This is a genomic window from Paenibacillus ginsengihumi DSM 21568 (assembly GCF_000380965.1).
Taxonomy (GTDB): Bacteria; Bacillota; Bacilli; order Paenibacillales; family NBRC-103111; genus Paenibacillus_G; species Paenibacillus_G ginsengihumi.
This window is the reverse complement of record NZ_KB905612.1, coordinates 1-21,401: the sequence shown is the minus strand read 5'-3', so window position 1 is coordinate 21,401 and position 21,401 is coordinate 1. Positions and strand designations below refer to the sequence as shown.

Sequence of the window (21,401 nt, the reverse complement as noted above, 5' to 3'; positions counted from 1 at the left end):
TGCTTCCTGTTTCACAAAATAATCTGCGTCTTTTAAGTCATCCGTTCAAATGGTGATCAGTTGATGGGCCCGCTTCTTGAGCGTCATCGACGAGATGGGAGAATAATAGACCTTAGTCTTCGTAATCACGAGCGACTTGCTTTCTTCTTCCCCGATAACCTCCACGCGCTTATCCCGGTTGGCATACTGAACGAACTGTTTGGAGATTTTGGATGATTTCTCGATAGATAAGTCAAAAATCGCAACCAGCTCCGAAGCGCGCACGATCTTCTCGCCGCCCAAATGAATGAACATGCCGGTTATTCCCCTTCCGTACAGGAACTTATCTATGTCAAGCTTCCTTGTCGAACGTGTATGACAGAAGCGTTCTCCAGTCTGGACAGATCAATACTCTCGATGCCTGTCGTCGTAATAAAGGTTTGGACCTTGCTCTGAAACGTCTCGATCAGCTGCGTCTGCCGGTAGCGGTCAAGCTCGGACAGCACATCGTCAAGCAGCAGCAGCGGATACTCGCCGACTTCCTCCCGAATCAGCTCGATCTCCGCCAGCTTGAGCGACAGCGCGGTCGTGCGCTGCTGGCCTTGCGACCCGAACGTCTGCACTTCCCTATCGTTGATATAAAAGCGCAGATCGTCGCGATGCGGACCGGCAAGCGTTACGCCGCGGCGCAGCTCCTGTTCTTTCACCTTAGATAACTTTATCATAAATCGGTCGAATAAAACAGCTTCATCTTGCTCCTCCGAGCCGTCCACCGACGAATCGTACTCGATACGGAGCGCTTCCTGCCCGCCTGTAATGCCGGCATGAATCTTCTCTGCCCATGCTTGAAGTTTCTTTATAAAGCTTTGACGTTTTTTAATAATTTTAATACCAAACTGTACCAGCTGCTCATTCCATACGTCGAGCAGCGGCGATGACATGCCGGGGCCGGCGGGGGGCTGCTTCAGCAAATTGTTGCGCTGTACCAACGTTTTATTATATTGCGATAATTCATACAAATACGACGGCTGCACCTGTCCAATCTCCATGTCCAGAAAGCGCCGCCGCACCCCGGGCGAGCCTTTGACGATCTCTAGGTCTTCCGGGGCGAACATGACGACGTTGAGCGAGCCGATAAAATCGCTCAGCTTGCGCTGCTCCAGCCCGTTGAGCTTGGCCTTCTTGCCTTGCGGGGAAATGGACAAATCCATCTGAACGGTGCCGTACCTCTTCTCTACCTCGGCGTGCAGCGTGGCTTGGGGGGCATTCCACTGAATCAGCTCCTTGTCCTGGTGCGTCCGATGCGACTTGGTCAGCGCCAGCACAAAGATCGATTCGAGCAGATTCGTCTTGCCCTGCGCGTTCGGGCCGACGATGATGTTGACCAGCCGGTCCGTTTCAAACTCCAGCTCGTCGTAATTGCGGTAATGCTGCAAAGCTAGCTTTTTCAACTGCAAGATGCTTCCTCCTGAAGGCCCGCGCCCGGCGCCTGCGGCCGTCTCTAGCGGCGCACGACCTGGAATTCGCCGCAGCCCTCCACCTTGACGACGTCAAGATGAACGAGCTTGCGGCCGCGGCGGTTGTCCGGCTCCCCATTGATCAGAACAGACGTTTCCTTGAGAAAAAATTTGGCCTGTCCTCCCGTGGAGATGCAGTCCGCCAGCTTCAAAAATTGCCCTAACGTGATGTAATCGGTGGAAATCTCGATCGGTTTCATAGCCTGTGAGGCTCACGCTCCTTGGTTTAAACCGTCCGGTAGGGGAGAATCAGCTGCAGCAGGCTGCTGTCGCCTTCCGGTCGGATGATGATCGGCTGCATCGGTCCGGTAAAGCCGATAAAAACGCGCTCGCTGTCCATAACCTTCAAGGCGTCCAGCATAAATTTGGAATTGAACGAGATGCGTATCAGTTCTCCATCCATCCGCTCCACATTCAGCTCCTCCGTCACCTTGCCGACTTCGGAAGAACTGGAGGAGATTTCGATCGTCTGATCCTCGCGCATGACCATTTTGACGATATTCGTCTTCTCTTCGCGCGACAGCAAGTAAGCGCGGTCTATCGAGTTGGCCAGCTCGTGATGATTGGCGACCAGCTCGGTCTGGAACGACTGCGGGATAAGCTTACTCGTATCGGGATAGGTGCCTTCGAGAATGCGCGTGTAGAACAGCAACTGGTTCATCTTGAAAAGCACCTGATTCTCCGCAAAAACGATGTCGATCAGCGTGTTCTGGTCAGGCAAAATTTTCGAGAGCTCATTCAACGTTTTCCCAGAAATGGAAATGTTATTTAAAGTAAAGTCCGGATCGACATCAATCTTCGTTTCCCGGCTTGCCAAGCGGAAGCGGTCGCAGCCGGTAAACTTCAATTTGCCGTCGGCGATCGTCCACAACACCCCGGTCAAGATCGGCGTCGCTTCATTGGTCGATACCGCAAAAGCCGTCTGCTTAATCATCGTCTTCAGCAGATCGCTCGGAATCTGAATGCGCGTGTTCTCCTCAATGCCCGGCATGACCGGGTATTCTTCCGGGTCGAGGCCGACCAGCTGAATTTCCGTCGAACCGGAACGGATCGTCGTCTGAAAATGCTCCTTGACCTCGATCTCGACCAGGGCGGCAGGCAGCTTGCGGACAATTTCGACGAAAAACTTGGAAGGCAGCACGACGCTTCCGGACTGTTTCAGTTCGATGACCTGGAGCTCGTCCTGCTCCATCGGAATATAGCTTTGAATCGAAATGTCGGTATCGCTCGCCGTCATCGTAATGCCGCTCGTATCCGCGTCGATCTTGATCCCGCTCAGGATCGGTATCGTCGTGCGGCTCGTGATCGCTTTGGAGACATGCTGTATCGATTCGTTCAAATATTCCTTGAGTACGGTCAGCTTCATCATGTCACTCCTAAACTTGATTACATTATTTCCAAAAAAAAATAGTCAGCAAGCGTTCTAACCGGCGCCATGCGCGCATAGGATGTCGTATACGCAGCGAAAGATGCAGCCGAACCTTTCCCGGAAAAGCGCAGTTATGCACCTGTGAATGAATCGGAAAGCTTCGTTGCCGTGCGAAGGTTGTTCCTATCTATTTTACATGTTTTTTGTTAGTAATAGTAGTAGGCGCCTTGAACATGTGGATATGTGAATGAAGCAAGCAAAAAGAAAGCCTATCCACATGTGCATAAAGTTGTGCATAGGCTTAAGGTTATCCAGAGTGTTCCTTAGGCTGCCGGGAGCCTACATGGTCATGTTTTTAATTTTCTCGGTGATGGATTGAATGATTTTGGATAAGTCCTGATCGGTTTTGAGCTGGCTGCTGATTTTCTCGTGGGCGTGAATGACGGTCGTATGGTCGCGCCCGCCGAACGCGTCGCCGATCTTGGGAAGCGAAAATTCGGTCAGCTCGCGGGCCAAATACATGGCAACCTGGCGGGGGAAGGCGACGGCCTTCGTGCGTTTCCGCGCTTTGAAATCTTCGATCTTGAGCCCGTAAAATTCTCCGACCTTCTGCTGAATGTCCTGTATCGTGATCACCTTGGGACGGCTGCTCGGGATGATGTCCTTGAGCGCTTCCGCCGCCAAATGCGAAGTGATGTCCTGATTAATTAAAGAAGAGTAAGCAACGACGCGGATTAACGCGCCCTCCAGCTCGCGGATGTTCGTATCGATCATATTGGCGATGTAATTCATCGCTTCGTTCGGGATATCCAAATTTTCGGCTTTCGCCTTCTTGCGCAAAATCGCAATCCTCGTCTCCAGATCCGGCGGCTGAATATCCGTGATCAGGCCCCATTCGAAGCGGGAGCGCAGCCGTTCCTCCAAGGTCGGAATTTCCTTGGGCGGCCGGTCGCTGGAGATAATGATCTGCTTCCGTTCCTCGTGAAGCGCATTGAACGTGTGGAAAAACTCCTCCTGCGTCTGTTCCTTTCCCGCCAAAAATTGGATATCGTCGATCAGCAAAACGTCGATATTGCGATATTTGTTGCGGAAGCTTTCGCCGCGGTTGTCGCGGATCGCGTTAATGAATTCGTTGGTGAACTTCTCCGACGAAATATAGACGACACGCGCGTTCGGGTTATGCTCGACGACGTAATGGCCGATCGCGTGCATCAGGTGCGTCTTGCCGAGTCCGACGCCGCCGTACAGAAACAGCGGATTGTACGTCTTGGCCGGCGCTTCCGCCACCGCCAGCGAAGCGGCATGGGCGAAGCGGTTCCCGGCGCCGATGACGAACGTATCGAAGGTATACTTCGGATTCAGGCTGGAATTGTCGTCGATGATCGGCGCGCGCGGTTTGGCCGGGACGTTCTGCGGCGGAGGAGGCAGGTCGAACGAAGCTTCTTCTTCGGATTCGACAACAAATTTCAATTCGACGGTTTTTCCGTTGTAATCCTTGATCGCATCGGCGATATGCCTGGTGTAGCGGTTCTCGAGCCAATCCCTGGCGAATTGGTTCGGCGTGCAGATGACAACTTGGCTGTCGGTAAATTTGACGGCCCGCGTAGATGTCAGCCACGTCTCATAGCTAGGCTTGCTTACACGTTTTTGCAGGATGGAAAGTACTTGCTGCCAGTGCTCGGTAGGACGGCTTTCCACAAATGATTCACTCCTTCAAGAAAATACCGGTGTGACGGTAAGCCGCAGGGGGTGTAGAATCGTACGGAATACTGTCGAATCTGTCCACATATCGTAGAACCCTGTAGATAAAGTTATACGAAGGCGTTGTATATTGTTCACAAAGATATCCACAGCCTGTTGATAACATTGTTGACAACTAATCGTATCCACAACCGAAAACATACTCATGATATCAAAATTGGGCTTGATACGCAACGGAATGTTCGAGTTTATCCACATTATCTAGAAGTTGTGGTTCAAAGTTATTAACAACACTACATATTGTTTATAATTTGTTTACATGTTGATAACTGCCGTCGAATTTTTGGAAAAAGTTATACACAGCCGCCTTTGCCGTCGATATTTGCCTCAACCCCGCAGTTGATAACCGCTGGCGAAGGAGCGCCCGTCACACTCGTCACAGGTATGTATTGCCTTTAATGCGGCGGAGCGGGAGACTGCTTGTTTTAGTTGACTTTTGCCCTCCGAGGTGGTTTAATGTTATAAGGTATTTAGGGGAATGGGACGAATTCCTCACGAGGAGGTGCGATGCATGAAACCGACGTTCAATCCGAACACCAGAAAGCGTAAGAAAAACCACGGCTTCCGCAAAAGAATGAGCACGAAGAACGGCCAGAAGGTATTGGCTGCTCGCCGCAAGAAGGGCAGAAAAGTGCTGAGTGCTTAATGAGAGAGACCACTTCTTCAGGTGGTCTTTTTTGTTGCACCGGTTTAAAAGCGGCAGCGAGTGTAAACGATAGAATCCGGATTCATCATTTTCGGCGCCGGAGGTGACGACCGAGGGCGAGAGCTCGCCACAGGCGTCTCATGGAAAGAAAACATCGACTGACTAAAAGGGAATATTTCAATAAGGTATATCGCTGGGGCAAATCGGCGGCCAACCATCAATTCGTGCTGTACTATTTGCCGCGGCCGAAGCAGGAGGAGTTCCGGTTCGGCATCTCGGTGAGCAAGAAGCTGGGCAAGGCGGTCGTCCGCAACAAAATCCGGCGCAGACTCAAGGAGATCGCCAGGCTGAACGCGGACCGGCTGCCGAAGGGTTACGATCTGATCCTGATTGCCCGCAAACCGGCGGCAGATATGACGTATCGCGAGCTGGAGAAGAGCTTTCTGCATGTGCTGAAGCGCTCCAAGCTGCTGCAGCCGGCGCAGCGGGAGAAGACCTTGCCTGGAGGCGGGGAGGAAAGCCAGCGAAAAGCCAAGGATTAGTTTCTTTGTGCGCCAAGATATGATATAGTTTATTATTGGAAAAGCTGAAGCTGGGAGGATATTGTTTTGACCCGTCGACTTGTCAAAATGTTACCGCTGCTGGCGGTTTTCATGCTCTTGCTTGCAGGGTGCGGAAACCCGGCTGCCACACCCATCGATCCGAATAACGGCGTATGGGACAAGTACTTCGTCAAACCATTGTCGGATACGCTGGATTGGTTTGCCCATCTGATGTGGGATGAGTACGGTCTGGCCATTCTGGTTGTCACGATCATTATACGGCTGATTATTTTGCCGCTGACGCTGAAGCAGTACCGCAGCTCGAAGAAGATGCAGCTGATTCAGCCGGAGATGCAGAAGATTCGGGAAAAGTACAAGGACGATCCCAAGAAGCAGCAGGAAGAGACGATGAAGCTGTTTCAGAAGGAAGGGGTCAACCCGCTCGCCGGTTGCTTCCCGCTGCTGGTGCAGATGCCGATTCTGATCGCGCTGTACAATGCGATTATGCGAAATACCGAGATCAAGGAACATTCGTTCCTATGGATGCAGCTCGGTACGCCCGATCCGTACATTTTGCCGCTGATCGCTGCGCTTACGACGTACTTGCAGCAGAAGATGATGTCTTCGCAGATGAATGCGCAGATGCGGAGCCTGATGTTCATTTTTCCAGTGCTGATCTTCGTCATGTCGATGAGCTTTGCTTCCGCGCTGCCGCTTTACTGGGTGTACAGCAACATCTTTACCATTGTACAAACCTATTTCATTTACGGTGTGCCTAAGAAAGAAGTGGCAGTGGAAACCGGGAAAACTGCCCAAACCAAGAAAAAGGGCGTCAAGGGTGGCCAAAAGAAATGAAAAATGTCGTGGTTACAGGGAAAACGATCGATGAAGCGGTAAGAAAAGGGCTGCTGGAGCTCGGCGTAGGGGAAGAGCGGGTCAAGATCAACGTGCTGGAGCAGCCGTCCAAAGGGTTGTTCGGACTGATCGGGGCCAAGGACGCGAAGGTGGAGCTCGAGCTCATTCCCGATGCGATGGAGGAAGCGATCCTGTTCCTGGAGGATGTCGTTCGCGCGATGAATCTGGAGATCCGGATCGAGCGGAAGTCCACCCGGGAAGCGGAGGAGCTGCATTTGCACGGGCCGGAGCTCGGCATGCTGATCGGCCGCCGCGGCCAAACATTGGATGCGCTTCAATATTTGACTAATATTGTCGCCAACCGCTACTCGGACAAGCATGTGCGCATCGTGCTCGACGCCGAGCAGTTCCGCGAGAGGCGCAGAAAGACGCTGGAGGCGCTGGCCGACCGGCTGGCCGAGCGGGTCGTGCGCACGCGGAAGGAAGTCGTGCTCGAGCCGATGTCGCCGCAAGAGCGCAAAATCATTCATACTCAGCTCCAGCATCATGCCAAGGTTCGCACCTTCAGCCGAGGGGACGAGCCGAACCGCAGAGTCGTCATCGTTTTACGCTGAATCACTACATGCAATGGCGCCATTTTACGAAGAATGGCTTCATTGCTTTTTTCATATGATATGCAGATCTGCTCCATGCCCGGCAAGGCGAGGCGGGTAAGCCGCTGCTCGAAGCGGCATCGATTGCCTGCCTATAGTATAAGGAGGACCGGGCGGAAGACGCTCACTATACAGCAATTTGAGGTGCGAGTGATGATAGAGGATACGATAGCGGCGATCGCGACGCCCATGGGGGAAGGGGGGATCGCGGTCATCCGCGTAAGCGGAGCCGATGCCGTTCGCATATGCGATACGATCTATAAAGGAAAAAACAAGTTGACCGAGGTGCCGACGCATACGGTTCATTACGGACGCATCGTTCATCCGGCCACGAAGGAGCGCCTGGAGGAGGCGCTCGTCACGGTGATGAGGGGGCCGCGCTCCTTCACCCGCGAGGATGTGGTGGAGATCAGCTGCCACGGGGGCTTCGTATCCGTGAAGAAGGTGCTCGACCTGCTGCTGGACCAGGGCGTTCGGCTAGCGGAGCCGGGTGAATTCACGAAGCGCGCTTTCCTGAACGGACGGATCGACCTGTCGCAGGCGGAAGCGGTCATGGACCTTATCCGCGCCAAATCGGATCGCGCTTTCCGCATTGCCATGAAGCAGTCGGAGGGAAGTTTGTCGAAAAAAATCGAAGCGCTGCGCCGCGAGCTTGTCGAAACGATGGCGCACATCGAGGTCAATATCGATTATCCCGAGCACGATGTGGAGGAACTGACCAGCGCCTTCATTAAAGATAAGTGCGGGCGGGTTATGGAGGAAATCGACAAGCTGCTTCATTCTGCAAAACAGGGTAAAATATTGCGGGAGGGCATTGTAACCGCCATTGTCGGGCGTCCCAACGTAGGCAAATCGTCTTTGCTCAACACATTGGCCCAGGAAGAACGGGCGATTGTAACGGATATTGCCGGCACGACGCGGGACGTCATTGAGGAATATGTGAATGTGAACGGCATTCCGCTCAAGCTGCTCGATACGGCGGGAATTCGCGAAACGGCCGATTTGGTGGAAAAAATCGGGGTGGAGCGCTCCCGGAGCGCATTGTCCGAGGCGGACCTGATCCTGCTTGTCGTCAGCGGCGCGGAGCCGTTGAGCGAAGAAGAGCGGGGGCTGATCGAGCAGCTCAAGGACCGTCAGACGATCGTAATTATTAACAAGCAGGATTTGCCGCAGCAGATAGAGACAGCTTATATCGAACGAATGTTCGGAGAAGAGCGCGTCGTTCGCACATCGCTGCTTGAGCAGCAGGGCATCGATCGACTGGAAAAGGCGATTGCCGACATCTTTTTCACCGGGCAGCTCGAATCAGGCGATTTGACATATGTCAGCAACGTTCGCCATATTCACCTGCTCAACCGGGCGAAGGCGTCGCTGGAGGAAGCTTATACGGCTGCGGAGCAATTCATTCCAATCGATATGATCCAGATTGACGTGCGCAATGCGTGGGAAGCATTAGGGGAGATTATCGGCGATTCGGTAAGCGAAACGTTGATCGATCAAATTTTTTCGCAATTTTGCTTAGGGAAATAACGAACTTGAAGGAGGTTGGAACTATGACATACGCTGCAGGACAATACGACGTTATCGTCGTCGGCGCGGGACATGCAGGCTGCGAGGCGGCGCTGGCCGCGGCGCGCATGGGCTGCGAAACGCTGCTGCTGACGATCAATCTCGACATGGTCGCTTTCATGCCCTGCAATCCGTCCGTCGGCGGACCGGCCAAAGGCCATGTCGTACGGGAGATCGATGCGCTGGGCGGAGAGATGGGGCGCAATATCGACCGGACATATATTCAGATGCGTATGCTGAACACCGGCAAAGGCCCGGCGGTGCACGCGCTCAGGGCTCAGGCCGATAAGGTGCTTTATCAAAATCGGATGAAACAAACGATCGAAAATCAGGAGAAATTGACGCTTCGCCAAGGTATGGTTGATGAAATTATTGTCGAAGACGGCGAGTGCCGGGGCGTTGTGACGAAGAGCGGCGCGCAGTATTTGGCGAAGGCTGTCGTACTGACGACGGGGACGTATTTGCGCGGCAAAATCATTATGGGCGAGCTGATGTACGAGAGCGGCCCGAACAACCAGCAGCCGGCCGTCAAGCTGTCCGAGTGTCTGAAGAACCTCGGATTCGAGCTTGTGCGTTTCAAAACCGGCACGCCGCCGCGGGTGCATAAGGACTCCATCGACTTTTCGAAGACGACGATTCAGCCGGGAGACGAGCATCCGAAGCATTTTTCCTACGAAACGACAGAGGCGATTCCGAATCAATTGCCGTGTTGGCTGACGTATACTTCGGAGGAGACGCATCGAATTATCAATGAGAACCTGCACCGGGCGCCGATGTTCTCCGGAGCGATCGAAGGGACGGGACCGCGCTATTGTCCTTCGATTGAAGATAAAATCGTTCGCTTCAGCGACAAGCCGAAGCATCAAATATTCCTGGAGCCGGAAGGGCGCGATACGAAGGAATATTACGTGCAGGGCTTGTCGACGAGCATGCCGGAGGATGTGCAGCTGCGAATCCTGCGCTCCGTTCCCGGGATGGAAAATGTGGAGATGATGCGGACAGGGTATGCGATCGAATACGATGCGATAGTGCCGACGCAATTGAAGCCTTCCTTGGAGACGAAGCGGGTTAACGGGCTGTTCACAGCCGGCCAGATCAACGGCACATCGGGCTATGAGGAAGCGGCCGCTCAAGGCATTATGGCCGGCATTAATGCCGCGCGCAAGGTGCAGGGCAAGGAGGCGGTCATTCTGGAGCGCTCGCAGGCGTATATCGGCGTGCTGATCGACGATCTTGTCACGAAGGGGACGAACGAGCCGTACCGGCTGCTGACTTCCCGCGCCGAATATCGGCTGCTGCTGCGTCATGACAATGCCGATCTTCGCTTGACCGAGATCGGATACGAGATCGGCCTCATTTCCGAAGCAAGATATGAGCGGTTCCAGGAGAAGGTTCGCCGTGTCAAGGAGGAGCTCGAACGGCTTAGATCGGTGAAGGTGAAGCCGCAGGACGTGAAAGAGCTGCTTCAGTCGCTCGGCAGCGCGGAGCTGGCAAGCGCCACCGATCTGCTGACGCTGCTGCGCCGCCCGGAGGTCACTTACGAGCATATTTCCCAGCTTTCGCCGGCTCCTTACGAGCTCACCGAAGAAATGAAGGAACAGGTCGAGATTCAAGTGAAATATTCGGGTTACATCGAGAAGCAGCTTGCGCAAGTCGAGCGGCTGCGCAAGATGGAGCAGAAGAAAATTCCGGACGATATCGTCTATGCCGACATTCACGGCATTGCAAGCGAAGCGAAGCAGAAGCTCGAAAAGATTCGTCCCGTATCGATCGGGCAGGCATCGCGCATATCCGGCGTAACGCCCGCCGACATTTCGATCCTGCTTGTTTACTTGGAGCATTACAACCGCGTCACCGCGGCAAGAGCATCATCCTGAGGAGCGCATATGGACGAGATACAAAGCCGTTTTGTTAGTCTACTTCAGCCGAAGGGGATCGTTTTGTCGGAGCGTCAGTTGGAGCAGTTCGAATTGTACTATAACATACTGACCGATTGGAACGAACGAATGAACCTTACCGGCATCACAGAGAGAGAGCAGGTGTACGTGAAGCATTTCTACGATTCTCTCTCTGTTTCTTTTTTTGTCGCGATGGACAAGGTCGAGCGTCTGGCCGATATCGGATCGGGCGCCGGCTTTCCAGGTATTCCGCTTAAGATTGTTTTTCCTTACCTGCAATTGACGATCGTCGATTCGCTCAACAAGCGCATCCAGTTTTTGAAGCACCTGTGCGATGCACTGGAGCTGACGAATGTGCGCTGCATTCATGGGCGGGCCGAGGAGATCGCTCGCCAAGAGGAGCATCGAGACCGTTATAGCCTTGTGACGGCTCGCGCGGTAGCACGATTGGCTGTGCTGAACGAGCTTTGTCTGCCATTTGCCGCTCCTGGCGGCACGTTCGCCGCGATGAAAGGCAGCGAGGTGCAGGAGGAACTGGCGGAGGCCGGCTACAGCTTGAAGGAGTTGAAAGGGGAATGGATGGACACTCACCGTTTTCAGCTTCCGCTGGAGGATTCGTTACGGCATATGGTGCTCATTCGAAAAACAGCGCCGACACCAGGCAAATATCCGCGAAAGCCGGGGATGCTGTTAAAATCGCCGCTCGTAAAATCGTCTCTGTAATGCGGGACCGACGGGCGGCGAAGCTTCATCATGATTGTGCCTGGGAGCTTTTGCACGAAACGAATATTTTCTCAAGGCGAACGAACAACATATAACTTCGTTGGAGCCGGTGACGATGCCTCTTTCGTCATCGCTCTTGCCTTCGGTTACTGATCAACCTGCTTGATGATCGGCATTCATCGCCAGGGCAAAATGTTTCACGTGGAACATTTTGTGCAAAGTGACAATAAAGTTTGACAACTTTGGAGAATAGCAGGAGTTTCCTGATTTCTGTTGAATTACATATAGAAAGATATTATTTCTCGGCAAAAGATCGGGTGGTTAACGTAATGAAAGAACAACTATCCAGGTTGTTTGGTTTTGCAGAAAAGACATCGGCGGATGAAGTGAAGCAGCTTCCTGTTGATAGTATCGATCCGAGTCCGTATCAACCGAGAACCATCTTTGATGATGAGCGGATCGATGAGCTATGCCAAACCATCAAAACGCACGGGGTCATCCAACCGATCGTCGTCCGGGTTCGTAATGATCGGTTCGAATTAATCGCTGGCGAGCGTCGCTGGCGGGCGGTCAAGAAGTTAGGCTACGACACGATTCCGGCCATTCTTCGCGAATTCAATGATTCGCAAGCGGCTTCGATAGCGCTGATCGAGAATTTGCAGAGGGAAGGATTGACCGCGATTGAGGAAGCTGTCGCCTATCAGCAATTAATCGATCTGCACAATTTGACTCAGGAAAGTTTGGCGCAGCGATTGGGCAAAAGTCAGTCGACCATCGCCAACAAAATTCGGCTGCTCCATTTGAGCGAGCCGGTGAAGCTGGCACTCATGGAACGGAAAATTACAGAGAGACATGCCAGGGCGCTGCTGTCGCTGGATCAGGAAGAAGCGCAAGTGAAAGTACTCGAGGATATTATTTCCAAAGAGCTGAACGTCAAGCAGACAGAAGCTCGCATCGCGCTGATGAAAGAAGCCACCAAGGTGAAGAAGGCGAAACGAGTATCGTTTTCCAAAGATGTTCGGCTGGCGCTCAATACGATTAGACAATCGGTCGAAATGGTCACTTCGTCGGGGCTTCCTATTAATACATCGGAGCAGGATTACGAGGATCATTACGAGATTGTAATTCGCATCCCAAAGAAGTAAAATAGGAGAGGGACTCATATAACGAAGGAATCCTTTATTATCGATTCGTCATCTTGAGTTGCTGACTATTTGCTGACGATCATCATTCATGATAAGGATACGCTTCTATAACGTTATGAATCCTTCGTCTGCTAGTCGTCATCTCGTCTGCTGGTATTTTGCGGTCAGATCATCGTGAGTTTTCGGGAGAGGCGCCTGTAACGAGAGAAATACTTCGGATCGGTCGTCTTCTCCTTACAGTATGCTGGAATTTGTCAGTGAATTGCTGCCTGGGTGGACGTAGGGTAGAGTCATCCTGTGGAAGTGCTTCTTCAGAGCGGATTGAATGTTATTTTATATATTTATCCAACGTTATCCGTAAGCAGTGCTTAGGTTCTATCAAGCTTTTCATATTTGATGGGAAATGTAAAAGGGGCCTCGTTAAGAGGCTTTTCTTTTCTCCTGGCAATCCGGATGGCGGGGATGATTGCGAATTTGTTAGATTTTGAGGTGAAAAGGTTGTCCAAAATCATCGCCATAACCAATCAGAAAGGCGGCGTCGGCAAAACGACGACTTCCGTCAATTTAGGCGCGTCTCTGGCCTCGCTGGGCAAGAAGGTGCTGCTTGTCGATATCGATCCCCAAGGCAACACAACGAGTGGTATTGGGATCAACAAAGCCGACGTGACTTATTGTATTTACGATGTGCTGATTAACGACGTCCATCCCAAGGATGCCATGGCGGATACGAATATCCCCAACTTGAAAATCATTCCGGCAACCATTCAACTGGCCGGGGCGGAGATTGAACTGGTTCCTACAATTTCCCGCGAAGTACGCTTGAAGAAATCGTTGCAGCTTGTACGCCATTTATTCGATTATATTTTGATCGATTGTCCGCCGTCGCTTGGTATTTTAACGGTCAATTCTTTGACTGCCTCCGATTCCGTCATTATCCCTATCCAATGCGAATATTATGCTCTGGAAGGACTCAGTCAACTGCTCAATACGGTGCGTTTGGTTCAGAAGCATCTGAATACGTCGCTGCAAATCGAAGGGGTGCTGCTTACGATGTTCGATGCCAGGACGAACCTTGGGATGCAGGTGATCGAGGAAGTGAAAAAATATTTTCAGCAAAAAGTGTATCAAACGATCATACCGCGGAATGTGCGTTTGAGTGAAGCTCCGAGCCATGGACAATCAATCGTCACTTACGACCCGAGATCGAAGGGGGCCGAGGTGTACATGGAGTTAGCAAAGGAAGTGATGGCACTTTGAGTAAACGTCTAGGTAAAGGTTTGGATGCTCTGCTGCCTGCCCTAAGCATTGGCGATGATGATAAAGTGGTCGAAATTCCTTTGTCTCAGCTTCGCCCGAACCCATATCAGCCGCGGCGCAATTTTAACGACGAATCGATTCAGGAGCTGGCTGATTCCATTAAAGAGCATGGGGTTATTCAGCCGATTATCGTCCGCAGTGTGCTGAAGGGCTATGAAATCATCGCCGGGGAGAGGCGGTTCCGGGCATCGCAAGTTTTGGGACTGGCGACCATTCCGGCCGTCGTCAAAAAGTTCTCCGACCAGCAAGTGATGGAGATTGCATTGATCGAGAATCTGCAGCGCGAAGACTTGAACTCGCTGGAGATTGCTATGGCTTATCAAGCGCTGATTGATCAGTTTTCGCTGACGCAGGAGGAGCTTTCGGTGAAGGTCGGCAAAAGTCGTTCGCATATCGCTAACTTTTTGCGGCTGCTGCAGCTGCCTGACGATGTGAAGATGTATGTTTCACGTGGAACATTATCGATGGGACATGCCAAGGCGATTGCTGGTTTGAAGGATCAGAAGAAGATCAAGCTGCTGGCGGAAATGGCCGTGATTGAGGAGTGGAGCGTTCGGCAGCTCGAAGAAGAAGTGAAAAAGCTTGAGCAAAAAGAGGCAGTGAACAAACCCGCAAAGCCGGCAAGCAAAAATAAAGATCCTTACATTAATCAGCTGGAAGAGCAAATGCGTGAAATGTACCGAACGACCGTAAAAATTAAACATAACAATAATAGAGGAAAAATCGAATTGATGTATTATTCAAAGGAAGATTTGGATCGTCTGTTGGAATTGCTTCAGGTGAAGTCATCCTGATCGGTTGTTCATCGATATAAAACGAATAGCATACCCGAATGCTGCCTGCGGGCAATGCGAACGAGGTATGCTATCTTTGTTCATTGAGCCGATGGCGAATAATGCTTGTTATCGGTCCATCGGTTGCAAGAACATTCGAGCTCAAAGGAAAGGCGGCGTATCGTCCCATGATATATTTGGATCACGCGGCATCGTCCTGGCCTAAACCTCCGGCCGTTCTGGAAGCGATGCAGGAATGTATGCTGGAATACGGAGCGAACCCGGGGCGAGGAAGCCATGCCATGGCAGTCCGTGCAAGCCGGACGTTGTTCGAGTGCAGAAAAAACTTGGCTCGGCTATTTCATATTAAAAATCCGAATCATATCTCGTTTGCCTTGAATACGACGATGGCTTTGAACCAAGCGATCAAAGGCTTCGTCAAAGAAGGAGATCATGTTGTCTGCACGGCTATAGAACATAATTCGGTTCGCCGGCCGCTGGAATATTTGAAGCGCACGAAAGGGGTTCAAGTGTCCTACGTACGGACGAATGAGCGAGGCGAGCTTCATATGGACGATTTGGCTGAGGTGATCACATCGGCAACGACGCTGATCGTGTGCAACCACAGCTCGAATTTGCTCGGCAGCATTCTTCCGCTTGCGGAGATTGGACAGCTGGCCAAAGAGCGAGGGGCGAGACTGCTGGTCGATGCTGCCCAGACAGCCGGAACCTTGCCGATCGATGTAGAGTCGATGGGGATCGATATGATGGCTTTTCCGGGACATAAAGCACTCCTGGGGCCGCAAGGAACCGGCGGGTTGTACGTGCATCCGGACATCGAGCTGGAGCCCATTCTTCATGGGGGGACCGGCAGTCAATCCGAGGAGATCGATCAGCCGACGGTAAGACCGGACCGATACGAAGCCGGAACGCAGAATACAGTAGGGATTGCCGGGCTGAATGAGGGGGTCAAATATGTACTCGAGCAAGGGCCCGAAGCAATCCATAAGAAGGAGTGGGAGCTTGTCCAGCAGATCATGGAGGGGCTCATGGGAATCGATGGCGTGACGGTATTCGGACCGGAATTGGGGCAAAATAAAACAGGGATTGTAGCATTTAATGTTAGGCAAGTCGATTCCTCGGAGGTTGCTTTCATTTTAGATCAGTCGTTCCAAATTGCCGTGCGTGCCGGGTATCACTGCTCTCCGCTGGCGCACGAAATGGCCAGAACGATGGAACGGGGAGCTGTCAGGGCAAGCGTGGGCTGCTTTACGACGCCGGAGGAGGCCGAGGCCCTGGTCAGCGCCGTGAAGGAGATTGCCGCAACATACCGTTAATGATATAGAGAGGGCGAGAGGTAGGAGAAAGGGGAGTGTCGATGGGGGAACTGGAATTGCCGCTGATCCCGATGGAAGTTGCCTTTATGGCGATGGCGGTCATGCTGTTTGTTTTTATTATTATTCTCATTATGCTATGGAGAAAACTTGGTAAGCTGCGCAAAGGTTATATGCAGCTAATGAACGGCAGCGAAGGGCTAAACATTGAACAAGTGCTTGCGCAGCTGCAGGAGAAGACCAACCAACTGGAAAATAAAACGGATGTGGCCGAAAGCAAGATTAGCCGCATCCGTGAGCAAATGGCCGCGATGAAATCGCATATCGGTATTGTCAGATATAACGCTTTCGGAGAAAGAGGCAACGAAATGAGTTTTTCGGTGGCTATTACGGATGAACGCCAGGACGGCATTGTGATCTCAGGCATTCATAACCGAGAGCATACCTTTGTATATGCCAAGCCGCTTGAAAACGGGCAGTCGACGTATGCACTGTCTCCCGAGGAGAAGGAAGCGATCAGTCGATCCGTGCCAAAGAAGTAGCTGTCCAGCGCTTGAGGCCGGACATCGCGTCGTAGAACGATTTGGAGATCACTTCCGCCATGCTCATCACCAGGCTGAGCCGCGTGTTTTGCAGGACGAAATATTCCATAAAGCCTCCGACGTTAACGATACCTGTCACATGAATGTCGCCGACCGGAGGAAGCTCCTTGTTGACTCCGGCTCCCGGCTTCACCGGGCCGCTGCCCAGCTGGATGCAGCCGACACTGGTCAACTGACCGAGGCAAGCATCCACGGCAATGATGAACGGGTTGTTATAATGCTGATGTACGATCGTTAGCGTGTCATTCAAGTTCATTGCATGCACAGGATGGTCGAGCGTTCCGTACAGGTGGAGCCCTTGGATGTTATATTTTTTTAATTGTGTGCCGACCAAAGGGCCGAGCGAATCTCCCGTCGACCTGTCCGTGCCGACGCAGATGAGCACAATCGGTCGGTGAGCTGGAATTTGCCGCAGCACTTCCGATATCCGGTCGGCCAGCACCTCGGCGCTGTTCGCTTCCGTGTGCATAATTTTGAATGAATCTTTGGGCTTTTGCGGTTCTCTATGAAATGGCAGTTTCATATAATGCCTCCCGGATCAATGGGGTAGATATTTAATTTTTATTAGTATACGATTGCTAGAATCTTTTTATACTTGCCTGAGGAAAATTTGGGAAGCCCGAGGTGACTCCATGCTGGTAATGGCCTTCGATTCGACGCAACAAGCGTTAAGGGCGGAAATGCTGCTGGATTATGCGGATATCGAGAACGATATGAGACCGACGCCTAAGGAAATAACGGCAGGCTGCGCGTTATCGTTGGAGTTCCCGGAGGAATCGCTCGATGAAGTAAAGAAGATCGTCATCGAAGAACAGCTCGAAATCCGGGGGATATACTATAAAGACGGAGATCAATATGTTACGATAAATATATGATCCGGATGTGATGATGGTGAATTGGAACATGAATCTGCTACAGTCGGACAGCGCTGTGGGAACAGTAGCCGCCTGGGAACGCATTTGGGAGGACGTAGCGGGTTATTTCTCGAATCCGGAGCTGTGGTCCGACTTTCTGCTCATTATCATTAAAGTAGCCGTTATTTATGTTGCGAGCCGCGTATTGGTGAAGATTGCGAACAAAACGCTGCAGCATGTCATGAAAGAACGGGAGCAAAACCCGCTCAAGCTTGATTCGCGGCGGACCAGGACGCTGGGGAAGCTGGTTGGCAATGTTATTAGCTATGTCGTCAATTTTATAATGATTTTGATGATATTGAATCAGTTCGGGGTGAGCTTGGGACCGGTGCTGGCCGGGGCGGGAGTCGTCGGGCTGGCGGTCGGCTTCGGCGCGCAAAGTCTGGTGAAGGATGTTATTACCGGATTTTTTATTATTTTTGAGGATCAATTTGCTGTGGGCGACGTCATTCAGATCGATCAATTCAAAGGAACGGTCGAGGAGATCGGATTGCGGGTGACGCGGGTGCGCAGTTGGACCGGCGAGGTTCATATTATACCGAACGGTTCTATTAATCTGGTAACGAATTTCTCGGTTAACAATTCGCTTGCGGTCGTTGACGTGAACGTCGCGTTGGAGTCGGATATCGACAAGGCCACGAAGGTATTGGAGGAGACGGCGGCCAAAGCCTATGAATCCGATGAAGATATCGTCAAAATGCCGGATGTGCTCGGAGTTCATATGATCGGGGCAACCGGCATTGTGCTGCGGGTGGCGGCAGAGTGTAAGCCGAATACCCACTTCCCGGTGTCGCGGCGGCTCAATGCGGAAATTAAAAAGGCGTTCGACCAGAACGGGATTGAAATCCCTTATCCGCGCATGGTAACCTACCATAAATCGGAAAGGTCGGTGTGAATATGGAAAAGAAGGTGTATCAGCTCGGCGACATCGTTCAGATGAAAAAGCCCCATCCGTGCGGAACGAATGAAATGGAAATAATCCGCATGGGGATGGATATACGCATCAAGTGCACAGGCTGCAAGCACAGCGTGCTCGTGCCGAGAGCCAAGTTCGAGAGCAAGCTGAAGAAAGTGCTGCGTTCCGCGGCGCAAAGCGAAGAAGGAAGCAACTAAAGCCGACGGCTCTTCGGGGATGTGGGACGAACAATGAATGAGCTCGCAGGCAGGCTGCATGACCGTTCGTACTCATGCATAGACGCTGCGTCGATCTAAGGCTAAGGCAGCTTGCCGGCCGGTTTTCCGAATGAATTGGGTCTGCCGCGTCGGTATGTCTCACATGCCGATGCAGCAGCTTGCTCGAGTTCCTCATCGTTCAACCAAAGAGCAGCCAAAAATTCGCTACACAATCCAGCGAAATTTTCGCATTTATGGGCTTGCATTTAGAGAGTGATCATGCTATTATAATTCTTGTCCCTTTTGATGCGGAAAGGTACCCAAGTGGTCCAAGGGGGCTGACTCGAAATCAGCTAGGCGGGTAACTCCCGTGCGTGGGTTCGAATCCCACTCTTTCCGCCATACTTACGACATGCAGAACGGTTCCCTCAACAGGGAACCGTTTTTTGCGTTGTTTAGGGGGCAGCGGCAAACATAACGCCTCTATGCAACTTCGGATCGGAGCTGATTGTATTAACGATAGCCTTTGCGCCGCGAGCCGCGTACGGCGGCGAAGCGGTCGATCACGTAGCCGATCAGCGCCCAGCTCAAGATCGTCGTCAAATACAGCAGCACGAAGTTCACGTTCGTATACTCGAAGATGGGCCAGAACCAGGCTGGCACGCTCAAGGCGTAAAACAGCAGATAAATCGGATCGTACTCGTGCCCGAACCAGTGAACGGCGCACAGGGCAATGCCGATCAGCGTCAATAGGCGGGTAAAGGTATATTTCATAGCGCGAGGCTCCTTCTATGCATACTTAGCATGGCGTGCTTCCCTTGAATAAATGAACACCGAGCCCGCCGGCACCGAGCGGCCAGCGGGGAAGGGGAGAACCGTCCTATTTGCGCTTCCATTTGCGGTTGTGGTTCGTCGTTTCAGGGAAGCGCTCGCCTTTTTTCAAGGAAATGATCTTCGGATTGTTGATGCCCATATGGAAATCGTCTTCGCCTACTTCCATATATTCGCCGTCGTTCGGGGCCTTGTCGCCCGGCCGGAATTGACTCCATTCACCCACGACTGCTCACCTCCTGGCGCTTGGTCTACCGTTAGATTTGCCCAAGAGAGGGGACGGCATGAGCCGTAAATATTGGCAGCCGGCGGGCTAATTGAGCGGGTTCCTGAGCGTTGTATGTGCGGGCTATATGCGGGCCAACGCTTGATTTGGGAGGTTCGTTTTGCTATACTACTATGGTGCGAGTTTTGTAATAGGTTTACTCGCTCCTTGCTTCCGTCCCTTGACGGAGGCCGTTAGTCCAGAAGGAGGTGACAAGCATGCGCAAATATGAAGTGATGTACATTATCCGTCCTGACCTCGAGCAAGAGGCGATTCAGGCCGCGGTAGAGAAGTTCCAAGGCATCATCACGAACAACGGTGGCGAAATCACGAAGCACGATGTGATGGGTAAGCGCCGTCTTGCGTATGAAATCAAGAAGTTCCGTGACGGGCACTATGTGCTGGTTCAGTTCAACGGAAACAATGATGTCGTCAACGAGCTCGATCGTGTACTGAAGATCTCGGACGAAATCATCCGCTTCTTGATCGTCAAAGACGTAGCTTAAGTCGTTGCATTCGCGGGAGGGATAATCGATGTTGAACCGTGTTATTCTGATCGGCAGGCTGACCCGCGATCCGGAGCTGCGCTATACGCCGTCCGGCGTAGCGGTTACCCAGTTTACGCTGGCGGTCGACCGTCCGTTTACCAGTCAGTCCGGACAACGCGAGGCGGATTTCATTCCGATCGTCGTGTGGCGGCAGCAAGCGGAGCACTGCGCGAATTATTTGCGCAAAGGCCGTTTGGCGGCTGTCGATGGACGTATTCAGGTCCGCAATTATGACAATAACGAAGGTCGGCGTGTATACGTGACCGAGGTCATTGCTGATAATGTGCGTTTCCTGGACCGTGGGGACAATAGCGAAAGCAGCTTCCGCGACAATGGCGATGCCATGGGCATGGGAGGCGCTAGAGGCATGTCCGGCGGCGGTGGCAACCGCGGTGGTTATGGCGGCGGAGCACGGGACAACCAGGATCCTTTCCAGGATGACGGCAGGCCGGTGGATATTTCGGATGATGACTTGCCCTTCTGATGACGGCATCGGACAGGGGCGAACACTCTACGCAGAAAGGATGGAGACGCACGATGGAACAGAAGAAAGAAAGAGCCGGCGAAGGCGAACAACGTGAACAGCGCGAACAACGCCCGGAGCGCGAAAGAAGATTCAGCGGCCGCGGCAAGAAAGGCGGCAAGCGCCGCAAAGTTTGCTACTTCACCGCTAACAAGATCACGCATATCGATTACAAAGATATCGATACGCTGAAGAAGTTCATCAGCGAGCGCGGCAAAATTTTGCCTCGCCGTGTAACGGGTACTTCCGCGAAATATCAGCGCGCTCTGACGGTTGCGATCAAACGCGCCCGTCAAGTGGCACTGCTGCCATATACAACGGAATAACGGCGTGAACATGAGAAGAGGCAGTCCTCACACAGGGGCTGCCTTTTCTTATGCTTAAGGGATGCGGCTGACAAATTTTCAAGATAGACGCCTATGACGAGCTCTTCCTGTCGTCATCGGTCGTCACCTGCGGTATTGAAATTTTGTCGGCGTATACCGCCAAATTTTCAAGATAGACGCCTATGACGAGCGCTTCCT

At 52.3% G+C, this 21,401-nt stretch carries 26 protein-coding genes and 1 tRNA gene; 19 read left to right on the top strand and 8 right to left on the bottom strand.

What is annotated here, in order from left to right:
- Positions 1–45 precede the first annotated feature (45 nt).
- From remB to dnaA, 5 genes are all read right to left on the bottom strand, one after another.
- The gene (gene remB / locus F591_RS0122575; protein ID WP_019536879.1) at positions 46–294 is read right to left on the bottom strand and encodes an extracellular matrix regulator RemB; all 249 of its coding nucleotides are present in this window, start codon (positions 292–294) and stop codon (positions 46–48) included.
- 32 nt (positions 295–326) lie between these two features.
- Positions 327–1,436, bottom strand: a complete 1,110-nt coding sequence (recF, locus tag F591_RS0122570) for a DNA replication/repair protein RecF (RefSeq protein ID WP_019536878.1) — start codon at positions 1,434–1,436, stop codon at positions 327–329.
- A gap of 44 nt (positions 1,437–1,480) precedes the next feature.
- A complete protein-coding gene (yaaA, locus tag F591_RS0122565) occupies positions 1,481–1,696 on the bottom strand; it encodes a S4 domain-containing protein YaaA (protein ID WP_019536877.1) in 216 nt (71 codons plus the stop codon).
- A gap of 26 nt (positions 1,697–1,722) precedes the next feature.
- Positions 1,723–2,862, bottom strand: a complete 1,140-nt coding sequence (gene dnaN, locus F591_RS0122560) for a DNA polymerase III subunit beta (protein ID WP_019536876.1) — start codon at positions 2,860–2,862, stop codon at positions 1,723–1,725.
- 342 nt (positions 2,863–3,204) lie between these two features.
- The gene (dnaA, locus tag F591_RS0122555; protein ID WP_019536875.1) at positions 3,205–4,563 is read right to left on the bottom strand and encodes a chromosomal replication initiator protein DnaA; all 1,359 of its coding nucleotides are present in this window, start codon (positions 4,561–4,563) and stop codon (positions 3,205–3,207) included.
- A 574-nt stretch (positions 4,564–5,137) separates the two neighbouring features.
- Here dnaA and rpmH point away from each other — a divergent pair.
- From rpmH to F591_RS0122495, 12 genes are all read left to right on the top strand, one after another.
- On the top strand, positions 5,138–5,272 hold the full coding sequence (rpmH, locus tag F591_RS0122550; protein ID WP_019536874.1) for a 50S ribosomal protein L34: 135 nt from the start codon (positions 5,138–5,140) through the stop codon (positions 5,270–5,272).
- Between the two features lie 140 nt (positions 5,273–5,412).
- Complete coding sequence (gene rnpA, locus F591_RS0122545) at positions 5,413–5,814, top strand: ribonuclease P protein component (RefSeq protein ID WP_019536873.1); 402 nt, start codon at positions 5,413–5,415, stop codon at positions 5,812–5,814.
- Positions 5,815–5,901: 87 nt separating this feature from the next.
- Entirely contained in the window at positions 5,902–6,669 is a 768-nt protein-coding gene (yidC, locus tag F591_RS0122540; RefSeq protein WP_019536872.1) for a membrane protein insertase YidC, read from the top strand.
- Positions 6,666–7,283: an RNA-binding cell elongation regulator Jag/EloR gene (gene jag, locus F591_RS0122535; protein ID WP_019536871.1), complete on the top strand. Its 618-nt coding sequence runs from the start codon at positions 6,666–6,668 to the stop codon at positions 7,281–7,283. Before yidC ends, jag begins: the two co-directional genes overlap by 4 nt.
- Positions 7,284–7,475: 192 nt before the next feature.
- Positions 7,476–8,852 (top strand): tRNA uridine-5-carboxymethylaminomethyl(34) synthesis GTPase MnmE, encoded by a 1,377-nt coding sequence (gene mnmE, locus F591_RS0122530; protein WP_019536870.1) that lies wholly within the window; start codon positions 7,476–7,478, stop codon positions 8,850–8,852.
- 23 nt (positions 8,853–8,875) lie between these two features.
- Positions 8,876–10,768, top strand: a complete 1,893-nt coding sequence (mnmG, locus tag F591_RS0122525) for a tRNA uridine-5-carboxymethylaminomethyl(34) synthesis enzyme MnmG (RefSeq protein WP_019536869.1) — start codon at positions 8,876–8,878, stop codon at positions 10,766–10,768.
- Positions 10,769–10,777: 9 nt separating this feature from the next.
- Positions 10,778–11,512, top strand: a complete 735-nt coding sequence (gene rsmG, locus F591_RS0122520) for a 16S rRNA (guanine(527)-N(7))-methyltransferase RsmG (RefSeq protein ID WP_026326826.1) — start codon at positions 10,778–10,780, stop codon at positions 11,510–11,512.
- A 329-nt stretch (positions 11,513–11,841) separates the two neighbouring features.
- The gene (gene noc, locus F591_RS0122515) at positions 11,842–12,657 is read left to right on the top strand and encodes a nucleoid occlusion protein (protein ID WP_019536867.1); all 816 of its coding nucleotides are present in this window, start codon (positions 11,842–11,844) and stop codon (positions 12,655–12,657) included.
- A 498-nt stretch (positions 12,658–13,155) separates the two neighbouring features.
- Complete coding sequence (locus tag F591_RS0122510) at positions 13,156–13,914, top strand: ParA family protein (protein ID WP_026326825.1); 759 nt, start codon at positions 13,156–13,158, stop codon at positions 13,912–13,914.
- The gene (locus F591_RS0122505; RefSeq protein WP_026326824.1) at positions 13,911–14,768 is read left to right on the top strand and encodes a ParB/RepB/Spo0J family partition protein; all 858 of its coding nucleotides are present in this window, start codon (positions 13,911–13,913) and stop codon (positions 14,766–14,768) included. The genes F591_RS0122510 and F591_RS0122505 overlap by 4 nt, the downstream gene beginning before the upstream one ends.
- Before the next feature lie 167 nt (positions 14,769–14,935).
- Entirely contained in the window at positions 14,936–16,084 is a 1,149-nt protein-coding gene (locus F591_RS0122500; RefSeq protein WP_019536864.1) for an aminotransferase class V-fold PLP-dependent enzyme, read from the top strand.
- 41 nt (positions 16,085–16,125) lie between these two features.
- Positions 16,126–16,623, top strand: a complete 498-nt coding sequence (locus F591_RS0122495; protein WP_019536863.1) for a DUF4446 family protein — start codon at positions 16,126–16,128, stop codon at positions 16,621–16,623.
- On the opposite strand, the gene yyaC is transcribed toward F591_RS0122495, so the two are convergent.
- Positions 16,598–17,206: a spore protease YyaC gene (gene yyaC / locus F591_RS0122490; protein WP_019536862.1), complete on the bottom strand. Its 609-nt coding sequence runs from the start codon at positions 17,204–17,206 to the stop codon at positions 16,598–16,600. The genes F591_RS0122495 and yyaC overlap by 26 nt on opposite strands.
- Before the next feature lie 109 nt (positions 17,207–17,315).
- Between yyaC and F591_RS0122485 the strand changes: the two genes are divergently transcribed.
- The 4 genes from F591_RS0122485 (at position 17,316) to F591_RS0122470 (ending at position 19,112) form a co-directional block, all read left to right on the top strand.
- Positions 17,316–17,558, top strand: a complete 243-nt coding sequence (locus F591_RS0122485) for a putative Se/S carrier protein (RefSeq protein WP_019536861.1) — start codon at positions 17,316–17,318, stop codon at positions 17,556–17,558.
- A 28-nt stretch (positions 17,559–17,586) separates the two neighbouring features.
- On the top strand, positions 17,587–18,492 hold the full coding sequence (locus tag F591_RS0122480) for a mechanosensitive ion channel family protein (RefSeq protein ID WP_019536860.1): 906 nt from the start codon (positions 17,587–17,589) through the stop codon (positions 18,490–18,492).
- Between the two features lie 2 nt (positions 18,493–18,494).
- Positions 18,495–18,710, top strand: a complete 216-nt coding sequence (locus tag F591_RS0122475) for a DUF951 domain-containing protein (RefSeq protein WP_026326823.1) — start codon at positions 18,495–18,497, stop codon at positions 18,708–18,710.
- Positions 18,711–19,020: 310 nt separating this feature from the next.
- Positions 19,021–19,112: transfer RNA gene (locus F591_RS0122470), tRNA-Ser, on the top strand.
- A gap of 111 nt (positions 19,113–19,223) precedes the next feature.
- On the opposite strand, the gene F591_RS0122465 is transcribed toward F591_RS0122470, so the two are convergent.
- Entirely contained in the window at positions 19,224–19,484 is a 261-nt protein-coding gene (locus F591_RS0122465; RefSeq protein WP_019536858.1) for a hypothetical protein, read from the bottom strand.
- Positions 19,485–19,590: 106 nt separating this feature from the next.
- Positions 19,591–19,767 (bottom strand): YjzC family protein, encoded by a 177-nt coding sequence (locus tag F591_RS30790; RefSeq protein WP_019536857.1) that lies wholly within the window; start codon positions 19,765–19,767, stop codon positions 19,591–19,593.
- A 257-nt stretch (positions 19,768–20,024) separates the two neighbouring features.
- Between F591_RS30790 and rpsF the strand changes: the two genes are divergently transcribed.
- The 3 genes from rpsF to rpsR are packed head-to-tail and all read left to right on the top strand — an operon-like array spanning position 20,025 to position 21,203.
- On the top strand, positions 20,025–20,312 hold the full coding sequence (gene rpsF, locus F591_RS0122455; RefSeq protein ID WP_019536856.1) for a 30S ribosomal protein S6: 288 nt from the start codon (positions 20,025–20,027) through the stop codon (positions 20,310–20,312).
- A gap of 28 nt (positions 20,313–20,340) precedes the next feature.
- A complete protein-coding gene (gene ssb, locus F591_RS0122450; protein WP_019536855.1) occupies positions 20,341–20,838 on the top strand; it encodes a single-stranded DNA-binding protein in 498 nt (165 codons plus the stop codon).
- A gap of 53 nt (positions 20,839–20,891) precedes the next feature.
- Positions 20,892–21,203, top strand: a complete 312-nt coding sequence (rpsR, locus tag F591_RS0122445; protein WP_019536854.1) for a 30S ribosomal protein S18 — start codon at positions 20,892–20,894, stop codon at positions 21,201–21,203.
- Positions 21,204–21,401: the final 198 nt, after the last annotated feature.